The organism is Blautia sp. ZXY-1-B12 (assembly GCF_056339915.1).
Genome location: NZ_JBWJVP010000051.1, coordinates 1 through 19,779, shown reverse-complemented (window position 1 = coordinate 19,779; position 19,779 = coordinate 1). Strand labels below are relative to the sequence as shown.

Annotated in this window: 18 protein-coding genes, 1 tRNA gene and 2 pseudogenes; 4 read left to right on the top strand and 17 right to left on the bottom strand. The window is 39.2% G+C overall.

Going from position 1 to position 19,779, the window contains the following annotated elements; all coding sequences use genetic code 11:
- Positions 1-210: 210 nt before the first annotated feature.
- From AC075L_RS03985 to AC075L_RS03935, 11 genes and pseudogenes are all read right to left on the bottom strand, one after another.
- Positions 211-1,029: an alpha/beta hydrolase gene (locus AC075L_RS03985; RefSeq protein ID WP_022380130.1), complete on the bottom strand. Its 819-nt coding sequence runs from the start codon at positions 1,027-1,029 to the stop codon at positions 211-213.
- Positions 1,019-2,245: a hypothetical protein gene (locus tag AC075L_RS03980; RefSeq protein ID WP_173721327.1), complete on the bottom strand. Its 1,227-nt coding sequence runs from the start codon at positions 2,243-2,245 to the stop codon at positions 1,019-1,021. Before AC075L_RS03980 ends, AC075L_RS03985 begins: the two co-directional genes overlap by 11 nt.
- A gap of 420 nt (positions 2,246-2,665) precedes the next feature.
- Positions 2,666-3,358: an L-ribulose-5-phosphate 4-epimerase gene (locus AC075L_RS03975; RefSeq protein WP_118593546.1), complete on the bottom strand. Its 693-nt coding sequence runs from the start codon at positions 3,356-3,358 to the stop codon at positions 2,666-2,668.
- 151 nt (positions 3,359-3,509) lie between these two features.
- Positions 3,510-4,340 (bottom strand): rhamnulose-1-phosphate aldolase, encoded by an 831-nt coding sequence (gene rhaD / locus AC075L_RS03970; RefSeq protein ID WP_118593545.1) that lies wholly within the window; start codon positions 4,338-4,340, stop codon positions 3,510-3,512.
- A gap of 207 nt (positions 4,341-4,547) precedes the next feature.
- Positions 4,548-5,258: an acyl-[acyl-carrier-protein] thioesterase gene (locus tag AC075L_RS03965; RefSeq protein WP_118593544.1), complete on the bottom strand. Its 711-nt coding sequence runs from the start codon at positions 5,256-5,258 to the stop codon at positions 4,548-4,550.
- A gap of 82 nt (positions 5,259-5,340) precedes the next feature.
- A complete protein-coding gene (locus AC075L_RS03960; RefSeq protein ID WP_118593543.1) occupies positions 5,341-5,628 on the bottom strand; it encodes a helix-turn-helix domain-containing protein in 288 nt (95 codons plus the stop codon).
- 96 nt (positions 5,629-5,724) lie between these two features.
- Positions 5,725-5,979 (bottom strand): type II toxin-antitoxin system RelE/ParE family toxin, encoded by a 255-nt coding sequence (locus AC075L_RS03955; protein ID WP_320055378.1) that lies wholly within the window; start codon positions 5,977-5,979, stop codon positions 5,725-5,727.
- A 406-nt stretch (positions 5,980-6,385) separates the two neighbouring features.
- Positions 6,386-7,294 (bottom strand): ribokinase, encoded by a 909-nt coding sequence (locus AC075L_RS03950; protein WP_118593542.1) that lies wholly within the window; start codon positions 7,292-7,294, stop codon positions 6,386-6,388.
- Between the two features lie 155 nt (positions 7,295-7,449).
- Positions 7,450-10,098 carry a sensor histidine kinase gene (locus tag AC075L_RS03945; protein ID WP_118593541.1) on the bottom strand — a complete coding sequence of 883 codons (2,649 nt, stop codon included), beginning with the start codon at positions 10,096-10,098 and terminating at the stop codon, positions 7,450-7,452.
- 198 nt (positions 10,099-10,296) lie between these two features.
- On the bottom strand, positions 10,297-10,992 hold the full coding sequence (locus AC075L_RS03940) for a response regulator transcription factor (protein WP_118593552.1): 696 nt from the start codon (positions 10,990-10,992) through the stop codon (positions 10,297-10,299).
- Positions 10,993-11,512: 520 nt separating this feature from the next.
- Positions 11,513-11,650, bottom strand: a pseudogene (locus tag AC075L_RS03935) (DUF6783 domain-containing protein); the annotation flags it as partial.
- On the opposite strand from AC075L_RS03935, the pseudogene AC075L_RS03930 reads away from it, so the two are divergent.
- From AC075L_RS03930 to AC075L_RS03920, 3 genes and pseudogenes are all read left to right on the top strand, one after another.
- Positions 11,588-11,755: pseudogene (locus AC075L_RS03930) on the top strand (DUF6783 domain-containing protein). The pseudogenes AC075L_RS03935 and AC075L_RS03930 sit on opposite strands and share 63 nt — an antisense overlap.
- A gap of 53 nt (positions 11,756-11,808) precedes the next feature.
- Positions 11,809-12,453 (top strand): phosphoribosyltransferase, encoded by a 645-nt coding sequence (locus tag AC075L_RS03925; protein WP_008707815.1) that lies wholly within the window; start codon positions 11,809-11,811, stop codon positions 12,451-12,453.
- Positions 12,454-12,516: 63 nt separating this feature from the next.
- Positions 12,517-12,879, top strand: a complete 363-nt coding sequence (locus AC075L_RS03920; protein WP_025579005.1) for an alanine:cation symporter family protein — start codon at positions 12,517-12,519, stop codon at positions 12,877-12,879.
- Between the two features lie 117 nt (positions 12,880-12,996).
- On the opposite strand, the gene AC075L_RS03915 is transcribed toward AC075L_RS03920, so the two are convergent.
- From AC075L_RS03915 to AC075L_RS03890, 6 genes are all read right to left on the bottom strand, one after another.
- Positions 12,997-14,271, bottom strand: a complete 1,275-nt coding sequence (locus AC075L_RS03915; RefSeq protein ID WP_155512376.1) for an AGE family epimerase/isomerase — start codon at positions 14,269-14,271, stop codon at positions 12,997-12,999.
- A gap of 199 nt (positions 14,272-14,470) precedes the next feature.
- Positions 14,471-15,490, bottom strand: coding sequence for a PD-(D/E)XK nuclease family transposase (locus tag AC075L_RS03910; RefSeq protein WP_055058289.1), 1,020 nt, complete (start codon positions 15,488-15,490; stop codon positions 14,471-14,473).
- 124 nt (positions 15,491-15,614) lie between these two features.
- Positions 15,615-16,082 (bottom strand): tyrosine-type recombinase/integrase, encoded by a 468-nt coding sequence (locus AC075L_RS03905; protein WP_055058288.1) that lies wholly within the window; start codon positions 16,080-16,082, stop codon positions 15,615-15,617.
- Between the two features lie 305 nt (positions 16,083-16,387).
- Entirely contained in the window at positions 16,388-17,611 is a 1,224-nt protein-coding gene (locus tag AC075L_RS03900; RefSeq protein ID WP_025578996.1) for a DUF4179 domain-containing protein, read from the bottom strand.
- A complete protein-coding gene (locus tag AC075L_RS03895; protein ID WP_476387170.1) occupies positions 17,608-18,162 on the bottom strand; it encodes an RNA polymerase sigma factor in 555 nt (184 codons plus the stop codon). The genes AC075L_RS03900 and AC075L_RS03895 overlap by 4 nt, the downstream gene beginning before the upstream one ends.
- A gap of 182 nt (positions 18,163-18,344) precedes the next feature.
- A tRNA-Gln gene (locus AC075L_RS03890) sits at positions 18,345-18,416 on the bottom strand.
- A gap of 316 nt (positions 18,417-18,732) precedes the next feature.
- Here AC075L_RS03890 and AC075L_RS03885 point away from each other — a divergent pair.
- The coding region (locus AC075L_RS03885; protein WP_476387169.1) for a nicotinate phosphoribosyltransferase at positions 18,733-19,779 on the top strand (1,047 nt) is incomplete at its 3' end.

Below are 19,779 nucleotides of genomic sequence, written 5' to 3'. Positions count from 1 at the left end.
GTATCTTTTTAAAAAAATTAAAAATATACTATACTTTCATCATCCTCTGACATTAGCTTTATATTTCAGTATAACATAAATAATAAAGGCGGCACAATGCCGCCTTATTATTTTTTATTATCTTATTTTACGTTACTGTTCACTATAGATCAGAATGTATTTTATTCCAACTCGATTTCACATACACTCAGACAGATTCTTTATCGTGTATTATATATTCTGCATCCACTTGCACGCCAGTTCCATCCAGGACTGGCACTCTTTCTGTACACAGCCGCCGTCTTCGTGGCTTGTCTCTTCGTTTGCAAGACTTAAACCATGTCCGCCAACCGGATAAAGATGCATTTCTACCGGAATTTCAAATTTGCGCAACGCATTGAAGAACAACAGAGAATTCTCTACAGGAACACAATCATCTGTCACTGTATGCCACAGGAATGTGGTTGGTGTATCTTTAGATACCTGGAATTCCAGAGACTGTTCTTTTCTCTTATCAAGATCATTATAATCCTCTCCAAGCAAGCATTCAAAGGAACCTGTATGTGCAAACTCACCGGAAGTGATCACCGGATAACTTAAGATCATACCATTTGGTTTCACCATATCAGAAGTTACCCCAAGTGTCTGTGCAATAAAATCTTTCTTCCAGAAAACGCCAAGACTTGCTGCCAGATGACCACCTGCGGAAAAGCCCTGCAGAACAATTTTATTCGTATCAATATGAAACTCTGCAGCATTTTTTCTTAAAAAAGCAACAGACTTCGCAAGCTGCAAGAGTGCCAGTGGATATCTGGCAGGTTCTACGCTATAGCGCAGGATCACTGCATGATATCCCCTTACCAGATACTGCATGGCGATCGGTTCTGCTTCTCTGTCAGAAGTCATAGCATACCCGCCTCCCGGGCAGATCACAACTACCGGACGCTTTCTGTTGATATGCATTTCAATGGAATTATCCAGAAAATAAGTGTATAAATCTGCAGTTTCTTTATATCCGTCTACTGCAATTTCAATCTTCTTATAAATCATAAGTTCCTCCTGTATATTTCATCATTTTTTCCATTTCTACTCCCCATTCCGCTAATTTTTGGGGAATATTTACAGCTACTTTTCTCAGTTTTGTTTTGCCATCCTTTGCTGCCAGACGCTTATATAAATGTATATTTCCATCTGCATCAAGAACAATATAAAAACACTCTAAAATATGACCTGATCCTACAATTTCCCGTGTTGTATATATATATCCTGCTTTATTCTTTTTTCTTTTAGAAAAAACAATCCCTCTGCTTCTCCTGTCTCGGAAACTTGGAAAATAATCTTCACGTATAATTTCAAGTTCTTCCCATTTATACATTTTTTTGAAAAACAGATACGATATTTTGCAGCCTTCTTTACTTAATGTTACGACTTTTGAAGAGAAAAACAATAATGGTGCATCAATCAAAAACTCAAGAATCAATATTGGAATTCTTTCTCCCTCTTCAGCAGACAGCCCTGTCCAAATAAGCAGTACCGTAATAAGTATTACCATGGTTATCTGCAAAAAATCTCTGATCTTTATTACTTCTTGCTGATATTCTTTTAAATTTGTACAGTCTGCTCCTTTGCTTTGAATTTTTTTTCTTTGTTGCCTCCTCAATTCTATCATTTCATCATATTGTCTTTGTTTTTCTTCTTCTTTTATTCCCTCTCCTTTTTCTGCCTCCACTCCCCATTCCTTCATTTTTTCACGAACATTTACGTACATTTTTCTAATAACTTGCTTTTTTCCTTTTTCTAATTTATAAGAAAAAACATTGCCATGTTCATCAAAAGTAATGTAAAAACAATCTGAAAGCGGAAACGCATCAACGATCATCCTGGTAGTATATTTCTTTTTCTTCTTATTTACTGCATATTTGGAAAATACAATCCCCTGATAACGTATGCTCCCTCCCTTACCATATGTATACCAGACATCCTCTCTGATAACAGCAAGCTCTTCCCATTTATAATTTCTCTTCCAAAACAGCCAGGATACCGTACAGCCTTCTCTGCTCAGCACAACAGTTCTCATATAATACAAGATTAACAGCAACATTAATATTTCCACACTAAAAATTATAAATTCATATCCCTCTGTTCTTATTTCCTTTCTTTCCAGGAAAATCATCAGAATTCCTATGCCGAATACAAACGCTGATATAAATAATATCAGTATTATATGTGGATCTAATACTCTTATTTTTTCCTGCTGCTCTTTCATATGCATTTCCTCCGGTTGTCTGAAATCCTTACTGTTACTATTCCGGTATATCAACCTAATTTCTTGCATTTTCTTATGAGTTCATTATAAGGTAAATATATGTAATTGTTAAGGTGCAAAATAAAATGTTGCTGTCCCGTTTACTGCAAATTAAACGAACCATACAATATTAAAGTTCGGCTGTTATTATCTTTCAAGGATCATGACATCTTTTGCATTCATGCTAACGGTCTGCCCTGAAACGTTCTCCTCCTTCGATAAAGTTGCAGAAAATTGCCCGGACTTTCTGCAATATGGCAGAAGAATTTTCCTTGTTTCTTCTGCTACAAAAAATCTCCCGGATAAGAGAAGCGCTTACTCTTATCCGGGAGATTTTTTATATCTTTAACAAGTTCATATCTTTTATTTTCAGATCAGCAATTATTTATTTTCCTGTCCATAATATGCATTTGCACCATGTTTTCTGAAGTAGTGCTTATCCTGCAGATCCTGTGGTGCAGGTTTTACCTGTGGATTGATCAGCTCACAGCGGGATGCCATCTTGGCAACTTCCTCAAGAACAACTGCATTATGTACTGCTTCATGAGCATCCTTACCCCATGCAAATGGTCCATGATTTTTGCAAAGTACTGCAGGTACTGCTTCATAATCTTTGTCCTTAAACAGGTCTACGATCAGAAGTCCTGTATTTTTCTCATATTCTTCAAATTCCTTGCCTTCCAGGCAGCGTGCGCATGGAACTTCACCATAAATATAATCTGCATGTGTGGTTCCATAACATGGGATTGCTCTTCCGGCCTGTGCCCAGCTTGTTGCCCATGAAGAATGTGTATGTACAACTCCTCCGATATTCGGGAATGCTTTGTACAATTCTACATGAGTTGCTGTATCAGAAGATGGATTGTATTTTCCTTCTACCTTATTTCCATTCAGGTCTACAACAACCATATCATCCGGTGTCAGCAGATCATAATCAACTCCACTTGGTTTGATGACAAAAAGTCCTGATTCTCTGTCGATTCCGCTTACATTTCCCCATGTAAATGTAACAAGTCCGTATTTTGGAAGATCCATGTTTGCTTTGTAAACTTCCTCTTTTAATTTCTCCAGCATGATTCGTACCTCTCCTTTTGCTTTTCAGATATTCTTTTACAACAGCTTTCAGATGTTCCGGCTTTTTTCTGCATATCCCACCCGGAAAATCTCTTAATATCTGTATTATAGCACTTGTACGGTACATGTACCAACTTGTATGTTGATTATTTTACTGTTTCTCATACAGAAACTCTTCAGGCAGACTTACCTTGAAATCTTTTGCAAGTGAACGGAAATTGTCCGGTGTAATAGTCTGAAGTTTATTTGGAGTCATAGAAAGAATCTTCACCAGGATCTCTGCAGATTTTTCTACCGTATGGAGCAGACCAAATGTCAGGTCAAAATCTTCACCTGAGCAGAACATTCCATGATGTGCCCAGATAACAACATCATATTTCTTCATTAATTCTGCTGTTCTTATGGCAATTTCTCTTCCACCCGGTACCATCCAGCCGACAACACCTACGCCGTCCGGGAATACAACCGGACACTCTGTAGCAGATTCCCATAACTCTCTTGTAAAGATCTTATCATCCAGTGGCAGAACAAATGTCAGAGCAATTGTATTTGTCGTATGTGCATGATAAATAACACGATGTTTTCCGTTTGTCAGTTTCTTCTTCACTTCATGATTCATCAGATGAGTCGGAAGCTCACTGGTAGGTCTGCCGCCCTCAACCAGGCCCCAGCGGATTCTGTAATTTGTTCCTGTCTCATCCAGTTCAATGATTGCAAGACATACTTCGGGATCCACGATAATATTTCTGAAATATTTACCGCTTCCTGTTACAAGGAAAAACTCCCCTGCCAGACCAGGAACCTCTACCCCGATCGGTGTCCATTCTCCAGGTGTATTCAGACGGGGGCGGATCATCTCTACTTCCTCCGGTTTCAGACGATAGCTTAAGTTTCCGCCGTTTCTCTCATGCCATCCCTGAAGATAACCATCATTTGCCATTTTGATAAATCCCTGTACGAATTTAGATTCCAAAATTTTCATAATATATATTTCCTCCGCTCTTTGTGGTTTTATGTTGTTTATTTTTAGCAATACGTTGTTTCTTGTTGTTTACAAGTGCATTATATATTGTTTTATGTGGTTTGTAAACAATTTCTCAGAAAAATCTCTCACAAAACCACTTCTTGTTTCAGAAATATATTTGTCAATTCTGTCCTGCTATTCATCCTGTCCGGAGGATTTTTACCGTTATTTTTGCTGAAATTCTATAATTGCGTATGCTTTTCCGTCTGTATCATCAAGCGATACAATCACTTTTCCCGTTTCTGTTTTTGCTTTCGGACAGATTATATCCCCAAGCTTTGCCTGCATCTTATACTCTGCACGCATCTGGTATACTTTGAGATCTTCCGGCAGGAAATCTTCTGCCATACAGATATACTGACAGTTGTTTACATGATGATTGGTATCAAGATGATGCTTCTGCACTGTGAAGGATTCCTGCGAAATCATGTCATCCGGAAGTTTGATTTTCCTCGGTGCATAAGCCATTTCCAGCTTTTCACCGAGTATGTAATTGTCTGTATCTGCAGGTGTCAGTCTCGCCGGAATTCCTGTACTGATGGCCAGATGTGTCCAGTTGGAGTTCGCCCAGGCAAGCTTCTTCCCATCCATTGTCTCTATGGTGAAATTACGCATACCCATGAATCCTTTGAAATCATAAGGTGCTGTCGTGATCCTGATTTCCGTTCCCATAGCAGGATATTCCTCCACTATCACCTGCCAGGAAGAAAGAACCCACGCTCTGTCTCTTGCCTTCAGCACGTCTCCTCCAAGCCCGACTGATTCCGCATGAAATGTACAGCAATCCTGAAAATAATTCAAGACCCCTGGTAATGTCAGTTTTCCGTTCTCACCTGTCTCACTGTATCTGACTCTGCTGTTAAAACTGTAATTCATTTTTTATGTCCTCTTTTCTTATGTCGCTATGATTTTTTAATATAATTCGCTTCTGTTATCTAAAAGTCATATAAACGCATTTTTATATCTTTTGCTTTGGAACAAATTCGATCTTAAGATTCATTCCCATTCCTTCTGCCAGACGTTTTAAAAGATTTATAGATGGATTTCTCGTTCCATTTTCCAGTTTACTGATATCTGCCTGATTAATTCCAGTTCTTTTGGCCAGTTCATTTTGTGTCAGATTCTGAGAAGTCCTTGCATTAACAATAGCCCTGATTACGTCCATCTCCGGCTGGATTGCTTCATATTCCCTGCCCAATTCCGTATCCTGCATTTGCTGCTTTTTATAGTCTTTAAACGTTTTCATTCTGCTCCATCCTTTCTAAAAAATCTTTTCACCTTACTTTTGTTGTCTGAATTTGTTCTATTGGTATTTTTCTGGTCTTGTTTATAAAACCATCTGTCAATATTGTCTTTCTCTCATAAATAAAAAATATAAAACTCTTGTGATATCATTCTCAAATTCACATCTTAATTTGAAAATTCCTTCTCCCAGAGATTTACTGTAGGGTTCTCTTAGCATATTTCCCTTTTCTTCCGGAATTTCCAGCATTCCTATTAACTTTACACGCATTTTCTTATCAAGAGAGTCCTGAAACTCTTCTATAGGACATTCCCCAGTTATCGCCTCATAAAAAATCATTTTAAAATTTTTCATCCAATACCTCTTTTATTTTATGGTATATATGCCATAATGTCAATATCATTTACTAACCCATATTTTTTACAAATCGTTATATAAACTGGAATTTTTTTGCAGAACTGCCAAGAATATTTATCTGTAAATAATTCGAAAATATAGTTTTTATTATACTCTCAGGCATAGCAAACCATAAGCCTATAGCAATTCTATAAATTACTGCAAACAATTCAGTCCATCATAGTGTGAAGTCCTGCGTCAGATATCTTTGCCGTGCGTCAGCACGACTGCAGGTATCTTCCTTGTCCTTCGCACTCTGCTGAACTGTCTCGATTGCATTATTTTATGGAATTGCTATAATCTTTCGACAAAATAAAGAAAACAGACAGCTGCATATCCAGCATCTGCCTGTTCTGTTCTTTTCTTATTCTGTTTTATTAAAATCCTGCATCCCCAGTTTTCCTTTCACTTCATCCATTGCCGGGATGGAAGGAGTTGCCCCCGGTCTGGAGACTGCAATGGAAGAAGCCTTGGCAGCCATCCTCAGAGCCTCCTGAACACTTCTGTCTTCAATAACTGCTGCAATGAAATATCCGGTAAACGTATCACCTGCGGCTGTGGTATCCACAGCTTTTACCTCGAAGATATCCTGGAAGACTTTTTCCTTTCCGTCATAATAAACAGCTCCGTCGCTGCCCAGTGTCAGCACAAAACGGGCATTCGGAAATTTCTCTGCCATGGCATACAGGATCTGATCCTTATCCTTGTATCCTGTAATCTGCTCACCTTCAATTTCATTCAGCAAAAACAGATATATTTTACCCAAATCACAGGTGTTCAGCTTATCATCAAATGGAGATGGATTCATGATAATCTTCATTTTTTTCTCATATGCCTGATCAATAATATAATCCAGCATATTGATTTCATTCTGGAGAAGCAGATAATCTCCCTCACCAAAATCTGCAAGCACTTCGTCTACAAATTCCCTGGTCTGCATCTGATTTGTTCCGCCATAAAGAATGATACAGTTCTGTGCATTCTTATCTACCTGGATCATGGTATGTCCACCCTTAACCGGCAGTCTGCGGATATATTTGGTATTCACTCCCGCTTCCTTACATGCATCCAGAAGAATATCCCCATCTGATCCTACAATTCCCGCATGATAAACCGGCACGCCCGCCTTCGCCAGAGCTATAGACTGATTCAGTCCCTTTCCCCCACTGAAAACCTCCAACTTGGAGGAGTGCTGTGTTTCTCCTCCTACAATAATGTGATCCACAGAATATACATAATCCACGTTCAATGAACCATAATTTAATACCTTCATGTAAAAACCTCCCTGTTATAAATATGTCGATACTATAACTTACATCTACAAACTATTCTGTATATTTTCCCACACTTTAAATCTGCTATTATATTTATTTTATCAGACACATCCTATATTTACCAGAGAATTTTTCCAATATATTTCCCTTACTTTTATTTTTTCGCCGCAAATGTAATCATCACCTTAAACAGATCCCCATCCAGATACAGCTTAAACTCACCGCCCTGCAGCTCTGTCAGGCTCTTTGCAATAGAAAGACCCAGTCCACTTCCTTCTGTATTTCTCGCCACATCTCCTCTGATAAATCGTTCTGTCAGTTCATCTGCAGAGATATTCAAAGGCTGTGCTGAAATATTTTTCAGAGAAAAGGTTACTTTTTTATTTCTGTTGCTGATCTCTGCATAAACTCTGGTGCCTTCCATTGCGTACTTCACAACATTGCCGAATACGTTTTCCAGAACACGCCACATTCTCTGACCATCTGCGTAGATAATGGACGGTTCGTCTGTGAAATGTACCATCATAGTCAGGTTCTTCTCCTGGAATTTCTCTTCAAATTCTCCGATCACCTGCTGCACCATTTCCACAAAATCAATATCATTCATCTCCAGTTTGATGTTTCCGGTGCTTGCCTTGGATGCCTCTACCACATCCTCTGTGAGCACCTTCAGTCTCTGGGATTTCTCATCCAGGATGCGAAGATATTCCTGTATTTTCGGATCTGTCGGGTTCTCACGTTTCATCAAATCTACATAATTAATAATGGAAGTCAAAGGTGTTTTCAGATCATGGGAAACATTTGTGATCAGCTCTGTCTGCATTCTTTCCTTTTTCAGGCTGTTCTCCACAGCAGCATCCAGACCACTGCCAATATTGTTGATATATTCTGCCATCACCTTCTGTTTTCCTGTAAGTGTATCTGTTTTGATCTTATATTGCAGTTCTCCATCGCTTATTTTCTTCAGACCATCCATAATAAGATCCAGCCCATCCGCTTTTCTGATGATAAAAATCACCGCAGCCGCATCTACGATCAGTAATATTATCAGGAATACTCCTGCACCTGTGAATCCGCAACCAATGATCAGGAACTGCAAGAATAAAAATGCTCCTCCCACAAGCAGAACTTTTATTTTTTCTGCTGTATTTCTGGAAAAAGCTCTGGCAAAATCGGAAAGCTTCCCACTGCATTTTCCAATCCATTTCAGAACTGTTCTAATCAGACTGTTTTTCCATAAGGTTCCTGCTTTTATTCTTCTTACCAGACTGAGATATCCGATCAGGAACCATGCCATTGTATAAGTCCCACATATGAGACAGGTAACAATCACTGTCACCACTGCATGACTGTAACCCAATGATGAGTTGGCGATCAACGTTCCCGATATGATCGTTCCTGCCAGCCATATACCGATCACTGCTCCTGCCGCAATTTCTGTATACCATCTGTCAAATCCATTCAGATGGATTTCTTCATCCTTCGGTTTCCTTCCTGCTGTCACAGTCAGCCACACCATACCGATCAGCCAGAGCACACTTCCGAAGATTGCTCCTGCCAGCATCGGAAACATAAGCTTTGAATATGTCTCATAGTTCTCTGCCTCATCAGCCATGGAATCTGCCACAGAAAATTTCGTATCAACCGAAACTGCAAACACAAAATCCTTTGTGTCAAAGCTCTGATCAATGGTATGATTCCACACCTGCAGATCTGCATCCGGAATATTTGTAACACACTCACTTAATTCCGGGTAAACAACTGCATATGCTTTTTCCTTAAATATTTTCTCAAGGTTCTGCTCCAGCTGTGCGTAACTGCTGTACGCTTTTTTATTTGTATAGATTGTCTGTGTTTCTTTATCTGCGAAAAGATATGTGAGGTTGGTACTCCCTTCGGTATAGTCTCCCACGCTGTGAAAGACGGATGCCAGTGATGTTTCATAATCATTGAACTGTTCATCTGACTGTATGGCACGGATGCAGTCCAGAAGTGTGAATAACTCCTTATATGCATCCTCCAGTCTCCCATTCCATTCCGTGCTTTTGTTTACCGCATCCAGGATATTCTCAGCTCCCTGTGGTGCAAATTTCTCGTCCAGCTGACTCAGTTCTACGAAAAAACATCCCGGATATTCTGTGTTTGTTCTGGTATCCGTAACGTTGCCGATATTCTCTGATTGTGAGGTATATCTGTAATAAAGTTCATCTGCTACGGTATCCAGTTTCTCGGACTCGGTCTTTGATTCGAAATCATCTTCTTCAAGAAAATCTGTATTGTAATTAATTTTCAGTGTTCCATCTGCCACCATCTTTTTAAAGTCAGTCCGATAAAAATAGTGGCTGGTTCCGTCAGAAGATTCACATCTTATGACCTGTGAATCTTCGTCATAAACACCTTCATAATAGTTTGCCTCCCAGTCTTTTCCCCACTCCAGAAGATCACTTACAGAGTACGCAAGCCCGGAAGTATTTTTCAGAGAAAGGTCTCTGATGGAATCACGGGTGTTTCCTTTTTCCTCAAATTCTGCCAGATCGATCACTGCCGATGAACCAGCATTTTTCAGATAGTTAATGTCATCCTGCGCTGCCAGACTGACCAGAATATCTGATCCTCTGTTGCTGACCTGTTTCTCAAATGCTTCTGATTCTGTGTAACTTTTGCCTCTGTCATCCAGGCGGATTCCAGTCTGATAGATCATCACAAACATAGCTACACAGACTGCTGCTGCAACTGCTGCCAGATGCGCGATCACGATCCAGATTGCCTTGACAGAACTGCTTCTGTATCCTTTTCCCTTCATAATGTTTGTCCCTTTCCTTTTTTATTTAATTTATTGCTTTGTCAAGCGGATATTCGCAATCCGCTTTGCTACTTGCTCATAACCAAATAACTGCTTCACAGTTTATCAGAATGTGCTTGCACACCTCCTGATACAAGCAAGTCCCCACCCACTGCTTATTGCTTTTCGCAATTGAAGCAGGGGACTTACTTGATTTGGTTAAATTTTTTCCACCTTATATCCAAGTCCCCACACAACCTTCAGGTATCTTGGCTCCCTTGGATTAATCTCAATTTTTTCTCTGATATGCCGGATATGCACTGCCACCGTATTATCTGCAGCAACTGCTTCCTCATTCCAGATATTTTCATAAATCTGATTAATAGAAAATACCCTTCCCTGATTCTTCATCAGAAGAAACAGGATATTGTACTCAATAGGTGTCAGCTTTACCACATCACCGTCTACCCTGACTTCCTTCAGATCATCGTTTATACTCAGACCTCCTGTCTCGTAGATATGAGCATTCTCCACAGGTATTGCTGCTCCCAGCCTTGTATATCTGCGAAGCTGTGATTTCACCCTCGCCACCAGTTCCAGCGGATTAAAAGGTTTTGTCACATAATCATCTGCTCCTACATTTAATCCAAGGATCTTATCTGCATCTTCTGATTTTGCAGAAAGAATAATGATCGGAAGAGGATTCTCTTCCCTTATCTTCAAAGTAGCCCGGATGCCATCCAACTTCGGCATCATAATATCTATGATCAGCAGATCCACCGGCTGACTGCGCAATACGTTAATCGCCTCCACACCGTCGTATGCCTTCAGGACCGTATAGCCTTCCTGCTCCAGATAAATACTGATTGCCTCTACAATGTCTTTATCATCATCACAGACCAGAATATTCGCCACTTTACACACCTCCCTCATCATCCGAAATGCCTGTCTGAAATCTCTCATTACAGACACTCCGGCTTCTTATTTTGTGTTTCTGCTATTAGAATAATCGAAGCATCTTAATATGAAAGGGACAAATTCTTAAGATTTTCTTATGATTATTCACTTTTCGCAGTCAAAATATCAGGCTGTTAATCTGTCACTTTTATCAGGCTCCTATTTTCATCCAATTCTTCTATTCGTTCTGCTGTATACATTTTTTATCTCATCTTTTCTCTTTTTCTGACAGTCAATAATAGACTGAAAATCATTATATCATTTCACATATATTACTTCTATAGAATATTCTCTTCTGTTTCCCATTTCCACACCCATCACTGTTTATTCCATTCTCCATAACTCACAACCAATCTATAGCAACCCTCGTAAATAATACTTCCATCAACGCACCAGGGGATCATCGTTATATGTTTTTTGGTATTTTATTAACAATCTTCATACATATCGCATAATTTTTTATTGATTTTGTACAATATTATTTATTTTTCGGCAAAACAATGCTACAATGTTTTACAAGATTAGAGCGTGTCTGAAAAAGGCTTTCTGCAAGATGTGCGTCACAATTTGTGGTATATTTTGCCCGGATGAGGGCGCCGTAGCGGGCTACGGCAACTGAATTTGGGTGAAATATCCCGCAAAGTGGGGCGTGCAGATTGCGGGAATGATTTTTCAGACACACTCTAGTGTACTGATTTATAACTGTTCAATGGTCTGCTAACCGCAAAGCTACTGAACAGTTACACGTTTTTTTTCAACGAGGGAGGTATTCTTATGAATCTGGAAAACATGACAAAAATCTACGCCCGTGGTGACAGCCGCATTCAGCTGAAGGTAATTCCCGGACATTTCGTCACATCTCAGTCACATATCACTCACTATCTGGATCTTACAACTATGAAATCCAGAACTGCCGAAGCACAGAATATTGCTCACGAACTGGCTGCTAATTATGAAGTATCTACTCCTGTTGATACCATTATCTGTATGGACGGACTGGAAGTAATTGGCGCATATCTTTCTGAAGAACTTACCAAAGCCGGCATTTTTTCCCTGAATGCTCATCAGACGATCTACGTGATTACTCCTGAATCCAGCAATTCCGGACAGATTATCTTCCGTGATAATTTTCAGCCAATGATCAAGGGCAAAAATGTACTGATCCTCAATGGTTCGATTACCACAGGCTCTACTTTGTCCAAAGCAATCGAGAGCATTCTGTATTACGGAGGCACTATCAGAGGTATCGCAGCCATATTCAGCAGAGTAGACAGCGTGGCTTCTCTCCCTGTATATTCTATTTTTAACACCAAAGATATACCGGACTATCATTCCTATTCATCTACAAAATGTCCAATGTGTCAGAGGCAGCAAAAAATCGATGCCATTGTCAGCAGCTACGGATATTCAGCTCTGTAAATCTTCGAAGTATTTTATAAAGAAATTGTTACCAGAATTGATGACTTTGTCTGGGGACCGGTGATGCTGATCCTGTTGGTCGGAACCGGTATCTTCCTGACTGTGCGCACCAGATTTCTTACATGGCGTAACCTTGGCTATGCACTGAAAAGCACACTCAGCAAGGAAGCCCGCACCAAGAGCCGCGGACAGGGAGATGTATCTCCTTTTTCCGCACTGACAACCGCACTGGCAGCCACCATCGGTACCGGAAATATCGTCGGTGTTGCCACAGCCATGGTTTCCGGTGGTCCCGGAGCTCTGGTATGGAACTTCTCCGATATCGCCAACGCACTGATGGCTATCCCGAACCTGATCTGCATGCTCCTGTTAAGCGGCGAGATTGCCAAAGATGTAAAAGAATTCCAGCCGGAGATTAAAAAATAGTTACCCACATCATTCTTTTTATCATCCTGAAGTAAAATGCAGCCAGAACCTTGTTCCGTCAGGTTCTGGCTGCATTTTACAGAAATCTTGTACGCCGGGTACAAATAAACACTTACTTTATTGATGGCATACTTCCATATACTGTTTTACATCTGAAGCAATTGATATATATGGTGTTCCATATGGGATCCAGGTTGACTGAAAAGCATGATATACATCTGATTTTCCCGGCCATACTGTTCCTATCACATTATTATTTTCATCTAACTGATGAAACCAGGAACCATTTTTATGATCCAATACCTTATCATCCAGGTATCTCATAAACTCTTCATAATCTTTTGCATATTTCTGCTTATGAGTTATATGACATAAGACTGCTGATGTATTGATTGCCTCTGCCAATGTCCAATGCATTCTGTCATGAACAACAGGTTTTCCATCCCAGTCAGTCGTATACACAATTCCAGGATTTCCATCCACATTCCAGGAATCTTCAACTGCTCTGTTGTAGAGTTTCTCTGCAGCTTTTAAATATACTTCTGCAGAATCAGGGGTATCTTTATAAGAAGAATATGCCCACTGCACGATCAATCTGGCCCACTCAATTCCATGGCCCGGTGTTGCTCCATAAGGTTTAAAACGATCAGCAGGACATTCCTTATTGCAATCAAGATCAGCTTTCCATTCCTTTGTAAAATGTTCAGGTATTCTCCAGTCATTTGCGCTTGCCCATCCAATAACATGATCTATAATTCTTCCTGCACGTATTCTGTACTTTTCTTCTTTTATTGCATCTGCTACTGCCAGAAACGCTTCTACTGTATGCATATTTGCGTTAAGACCGCGATAATCATCAAGAACTGTAAATTCTGTATTCCAGGTATCATAAGTAAGTCCCTGTTTCTCATCCCAGAACCGTTTATCAAATAATTCCAATGCATCTTTAAGCAGAGTTTCTGCATCTTTTTCTCCTGCCAGCAAAGCAGAAGAAGCAGCCAGAAGAACAAATGCATGAGCATAACACTGTTTATCTGGCAGGAATTTATTATCCGGTGTAATTCCCGGATACCATCCTCCATTTTCACGATCTTTCAGTTCTTCCAGTAATCCATGTACAGCACCATGGACCAGTGCCGGACTTTCTTTATCCCCAAGCATGATTCCCATACTATATACATGAACCATACGGCATGTGATCCATGTTTCTCTGTTTCTGTCTTTCCATGGTGTTCCATCATCCCCAAGGAAATAAGCACTTCCTCCCGGTGATAAAAATCCTTTTCCAAAATTTAAAAGATTTTTCTGCAATTCACCTAAGAACATTTTATTTTCTTCTGTATCTATCTGATATTTTTTACCCGAATTTTCCATCTTAATCTTACCTTTCACTTCCAAAAAATTTCAGTTTCTCTTATAGCACAAAAAAGCACCTCATACCGAGGTGCCTCATGTAGCAGGGCTACAAGGATTCGAACCTTGAACTGACGGAGTCAGAGTCCGTCAGAACATGCGTCAGAATCCCTGTAAATTCAGGCTTCCTCGCCTTATAATTTTTTAAATTGACCTATAAATTGACCTATAAGATTTCTTATACTGATACAGGTGTTTTCATCTGTTCTGCAATTTCCTTGATTCTGTCAATTCCATATCCTGTATATTTCGCAATCTTATCTATTGGTTCGTTACCTTCAATCATCATTTTTGCCAATGATAAATTTTTCTGTTCGATTCCTTTTCCAATACCTTGTTCGATTCCCCGTTCAATGCCTTGTTCAATGCCCTGCTCAACAAGTGCTTTACTTAAATTACACATATCACGCACCTCACTTTCAAACTCTGCTGTCATTGCAATATCAAACTCATCATTTAAACGTTTCTTCTTTTCTTCTGGTGTTGCAGTTGTTGAAAACAGCACATTTAACAAATCCAGAATTTCCAGATCACTGCTTTCATCCGCATCACCAAGATTAAGTATGACAACTTCCATAAGGTCATATGCTTCTGATTTCACAAACGAGTTACCACGAACAGAATCTTCAACGGTATGATATCTGAATATTCCATTCTTCCTTTTCTTCGCCGGATCAGGACATATCCAGATACTATATACCTTCTGTATCTTCTCATAATGTTCATCTGTAAAGACCGTTCCATACTGCTCTGAAATCATTCTGGCACAATAGTAGAAACCTCTTGTTACCAGTGGATATCCCGGTGTATCATTTAACTGAATCTCCAGATTTATAATAAGCTGTACCGGCTCTTTGCTCTCTGGCAGGGTTGCTTTAAAACGAATATCATAATACACTGTCTGGTCTTTGACAGCATTTGCCTCTGTGTTTAAACCATCCAAACGTTTATCGCCATTTAGTCTTTCATCACGATTCAGCTGATCCTGATGGACTGCATGTTCCGATAACTCCACATTTTCATTCAGACAATTATCGCAGATAAATTTTACGCTATACTGCGAAAACTCTTTTGTACAAGACTTCAAAATCCAGGCAATAACTGCTTTATACGTCAGCAATTTTTTCGCACATTCATCATATCGTGCTCTGTCTGCCGCCAGTTCTATTGTCTGGGCTATATCTGTTTGCCGTTCCATAATCATCATCTCCCGCAAGCATGTCTTCTACTTCTTCTATTTTTATGTTACCACAAGCATCTATTTTCAGCAAGTTTCCCTCGAAAAAACATTTCGACAAAAGCTCCTATGCTGAGCAAATCTTTTACGCTACAGTTGTCTCTTCTTTTATTCCGGGAAGTTTAACAACCTGTCGTACCTCTCCATTTGAAACTACCTTTTTACGGATAGCAATATAATATTTTTGAGTTGTTGACTCAAGATCACCAATATAGGCAGCTATCTCCTCTACTCGTGCACCACTTTCATACATTCTGGTTGCAAATGTTTTTCTGAAAATATGCAATCCACCTTTAACTCCCTGTAATTCTGCATTTTTCATAATAACTTTCATGCGGTGTTCTAAATTAGAAGCTGTATTAATCTTTCCCGTTTTTGTGGTCACTATAAATTCATCTGGCAGACTGCTGTCCCGACTGTATTTTATTTTCTGTAAGATATATTTTGCTTCTTTATTCAGTTCTATCGTTCTTGCCTTTTGATTCTTAGTGCTACCTTCCAGAGATACATAGTTGTTTTCTTCATCAGATTCTTTATTTCGATTTTTTACCATGGATATACTTTTCTCAATTACCAGATAAGCTCCTTACAACTAAAAATCCCCATTTTTTCCATAGTTTCACCTGTGACAAAAATATTTGCTGAATTTTTATGTGATCCAATATCAGCTCCTGCAAGATATCCTTGAAACTTTCTTTCAGAAGCGTGTATATATCTGCAACGCTATTACTGTTGTTTTCTGAGATGATCTGTCGAATTTGTTCCTTTGCAACTGCCATAAAAAATACAAACTATTTTACACTACCTATCTTTTAGTAACTGTTCAGCATCCTTGCAAGATAATAGACTGCTGAATGGTTACTTAAGATCTATATATGTTGGTTCACCAGCACCACCAATAATTTTATCAGCAATATCTAAATCTTCATCTATTTGGATTCGAAACTTCTCCCCAACCGGTTCCCATCCATAATTATTTTCTTTTGAATATATCTCGTCAGAATCAGTTTTTTCCTGTACATAATATTCATCATCCAGTTGTTCTGCTGATTGTAAATCCCACCGGATTTTTCTCTGATACAATTGTAAATCGAGATATTGACAGTTTTTGTCTGGCAGCGACATCTGGAAGTTATCCTCATCAACTACATCGCCTTCTTCATAGTCACCAAAAACACTGGTTTCGAACCTCAATTCATTTTCCGGTCCAAATCCTGCACCTTCAAAACTCACTGGATTGCCAAAACTATCTGTGCCTTTCAGTTTCAATTCATATTCATTAAGCCATTTATCATCCGGAGTCACCCCAAGTGCCGTAATCCTGGAATGTAAATCGTTCATCGCAAGTTCCTTTAAAATCAGATTACCTCCATCTCCACCTGAAATTTCCATATTCATTTTCTTTCGTATCGTCTGCTCTTTTAATTGCTCTGCTGTAATAGTAAAGTCATAAACAAACTCCGTAATATTCTCAGAACGATTTTTCTCAGAAATTGGCGCGCTACTTCCCACATCCAAAACAAGATGTATCTCTGTTTCTCCAGCTGGCAGTTCCACACCATCATACTCCTGCATCAGAACCATTTCTGTATCCATCTCATATTTTGTATAAGAGTCCAAATCCATTAGCCTTGTCGTGCTGCTAAAACTCTGATATCGCTTACCATTAATCAATGTTTTTTCATCATTAATCCATAAATATAGAGATTCTTTCTTTTTTTCTTCATAGTCAGGTTTTACTGATACAATCAAACTATAATTATCCAAAATTACTTCGTTGATTGTTAATGATATCCCACTCTTTGTCTGTACCTGATTTATCACTTCTGTATAGGCAGACAAATCTTTGGAAAATCCCATCAGCTCTCCTATTTTTGTAGTAAATTCTTTAACTGCCGCCTGAACATGCGAATTACCAGCCACTGTGATAAAAGCCAAAAGGATTGCTGCTGCCTGACCGATTTTTCGCCTGTACAGCCTGAAAATATCGCCTCTCTTTATTGTCCATGGTTTTCCTGCTTCTGCTATCAGTTCTTCATCAACCTTTCCAAACTCTTGTGAAAAGTCTAAGTATTTTTTCATATCAACACCTCACGTTTCAAAATACGATATAGTTTTTTTCGATTACGGCATAAATTTGTTTTAATACACCCTTGGGATACGCCATGTCTTTTCGCAATATCCTTTATGGAATCCAGATACCAATAACGCCTGATAAAAATATCCCTGTCTGAATCTGACAGTTTTCTCAGAAAATTTTCTATGATTTTTATCAGTTCTTTTTCCGCGATTTTTTCATCCACTACATAAGAAAAGCTTAATTCATCCATTTCACCACAAACGTCAGCAACATGCCCATCCATGCGCTTCGCAGCCTGCTTTTTACGAAAACAATCAATTGCAAATCCTCGTGCAATTTTTCCAACATATGCAGATAATACAGACGGCCTCCTGGGTGGTATATATTCCCACGCAGCAAGCCACGTATCATTTAAACATTCTTCCACATCCTCATGATTATTTAAAAGATTCCATACAATTTTATAACAATAACCCGAATACTTATTGCTTAACTCCTGAATTGTCGTTTCATCTCTGTTAAAAAACAACTCGATAATTTTTATATCCTCCACCGCATTTCTCCTTTTATTGTTTCAATAAGATATGATTATTCCTGCAGGATATCATCTTCTTATTATATAAGTCGAAAAAATTATACATAGGTTACAAAATTTTTCAATAAAAAAGGAAAAAGACCCACACTCCTTCAAGTCACACAAAAAAAAGACACCTCATACCGAGATGTCTCATTTAGCAGGGCTACAAGGATTCGAACCTTGAACTGACGGAGTCAGAGTCCGTTGCCTTACCGTTTGGCGATAGCCCTTTATGTTTTGTTTTCGCTACTTCGTTCGCGACAATTGGTATTATATAATAGTCTTCCGGAAAATGCAACCCCTTTTTTGAAATTTTTTTAATTTTTTTTATTTTTCTTCAAAAACATGAAAATACCGCCTATTTCCGGGACTTTTTTTATGTACTCAGAGTGAAATTATGCTATAATCAATAAAAACTTATTGCTGTTTATAATAATGTCTTTCGCAGAACTCTAAAACAGCAGGAAATATTTTTACGAGGAAATTTTAATAATAATTTTGTTCTCATAATGAGATATTATTATTAACCAAAAAGGAGAGCTATATATGAGAGCTAATAATCTTACTCTGCTCACAGACCTTTATGAACTTACTATGATGCAGGGCTATTTTAAGAACCCAACAAACCAGACTGTTATCTTCGATATGTTTTACCGTACCAATCCATGCGGAGGTGCATTTGCCATCACTGCCGGACTGGAACAGATGATTGAATATATTGAGAATCTTAAATTCACAGATGAAGATATCGAATATCTCAGAAGTCTGAATACTTTTGAAGAGGACTTCCTTGAATATTTAAGCAACTTCCGTTTCACAGGTGATATCTATGCAATTCCTGAGGGAACAGTTGTCTTCCCAAGAGAACCGCTTGTCAAAGTTGTAGCACCTATCATGGAAGCTCAGCTTGTAGAGACAGCAATCCTGAATATCATCAATCACCAGAGCCTCATTGCTACCAAAGCAGCCCGTGTTTGCTATGCTGCAAAAGGTGATGCGATCATGGAATTTGGTCTGCGTCGTGCCCAGGGACCGGATGCAGGTATCTTTGGCGCACGTGCCGCAGTCATCGGTGGATGTGCCGGTACTTCCTGTGTTCTCACAGGCAAAATGTTCGACGTACCGGTCCTTGGAACTCACGCACACAGCTGGATCATGAGCTTCCCGGATGAATATACCGCATTCAAAACCTATGCCAAACTTTATCCCAATGCCTGCACCTTACTGGTAGATACCTATGATGTCCTGAAATCCGGTGTTCCAAATGCAATTCGTGTATTTGAGGAAATGCGCGAAGAAGGTATTCCGCTTACCAAATACGGTATCCGTATCGACAGTGGTGATCTTGCCTACCTTTCCAAAGAAGCATATAAGATGCTTGCTGCTGCCGGATTTGACGATGCAGTTATTTCCGCTTCCAGCGATCTGGACGAATATCTCATTGAGAGCCTGAAGGCTCAGGATGCCAAGATTAATTCCTGGGGTGTCGGAACACGGCTGATCACCGCCAACGATAATCCTGCATTCGGCGGTGTATACAAACTTGCTGCTGTCAAAGATGCAGACAGTACCGAATTTACACCTAAGATCAAG

Bases quoted from the DNA above. Each gene is read 5' to 3' on its own strand.
- AC075L_RS03985 (WP_022380130.1), bottom strand. From the start codon at position 1,029: ATGATTTATAAGAAGATTGAAATTGCAGTAGACGGATATAAAGAAACT.
- AC075L_RS03980 (WP_173721327.1), bottom strand. From the start codon at position 2,245: ATGAAAGAGCAGCAGGAAAAAATAAGAGTATTAGATCCACATATAATA.
- AC075L_RS03975 (WP_118593546.1), bottom strand. From the start codon at position 3,358: ATGCTGGAGAAATTAAAAGAGGAAGTTTACAAAGCAAACATGGATCTT.
- rhaD (WP_118593545.1), bottom strand. From the start codon at position 4,340: ATGAAAATTTTGGAATCTAAATTCGTACAGGGATTTATCAAAATGGCA.
- AC075L_RS03965 (WP_118593544.1), bottom strand. From the start codon at position 5,258: ATGAATTACAGTTTTAACAGCAGAGTCAGATACAGTGAGACAGGTGAG.
- AC075L_RS03960 (WP_118593543.1), bottom strand. From the start codon at position 5,628: ATGAAAACGTTTAAAGACTATAAAAAGCAGCAAATGCAGGATACGGAA.
- AC075L_RS03955 (WP_320055378.1), bottom strand. From the start codon at position 5,979: ATGAAAAATTTTAAAATGATTTTTTATGAGGCGATAACTGGGGAATGT.
- AC075L_RS03950 (WP_118593542.1), bottom strand. From the start codon at position 7,294: ATGAAGGTATTAAATTATGGTTCATTGAACGTGGATTATGTATATTCT.
- AC075L_RS03945 (WP_118593541.1), bottom strand. From the start codon at position 10,098: ATGAAGGGAAAAGGATACAGAAGCAGTTCTGTCAAGGCAATCTGGATC.
- AC075L_RS03925 (WP_008707815.1), top strand. From the start codon at position 11,809: ATGAATCTGGAAAACATGACAAAAATCTACGCCCGTGGTGACAGCCGC.
- AC075L_RS03920 (WP_025579005.1), top strand. From the start codon at position 12,517: ATGCTGATCCTGTTGGTCGGAACCGGTATCTTCCTGACTGTGCGCACC.
- AC075L_RS03910 (WP_055058289.1), bottom strand. From the start codon at position 15,490: ATGGAACGGCAAACAGATATAGCCCAGACAATAGAACTGGCGGCAGAC.
- AC075L_RS03905 (WP_055058288.1), bottom strand. From the start codon at position 16,082: ATGGTAAAAAATCGAAATAAAGAATCTGATGAAGAAAACAACTATGTA.
- AC075L_RS03900 (WP_025578996.1), bottom strand. From the start codon at position 17,611: ATGAAAAAATACTTAGACTTTTCACAAGAGTTTGGAAAGGTTGATGAA.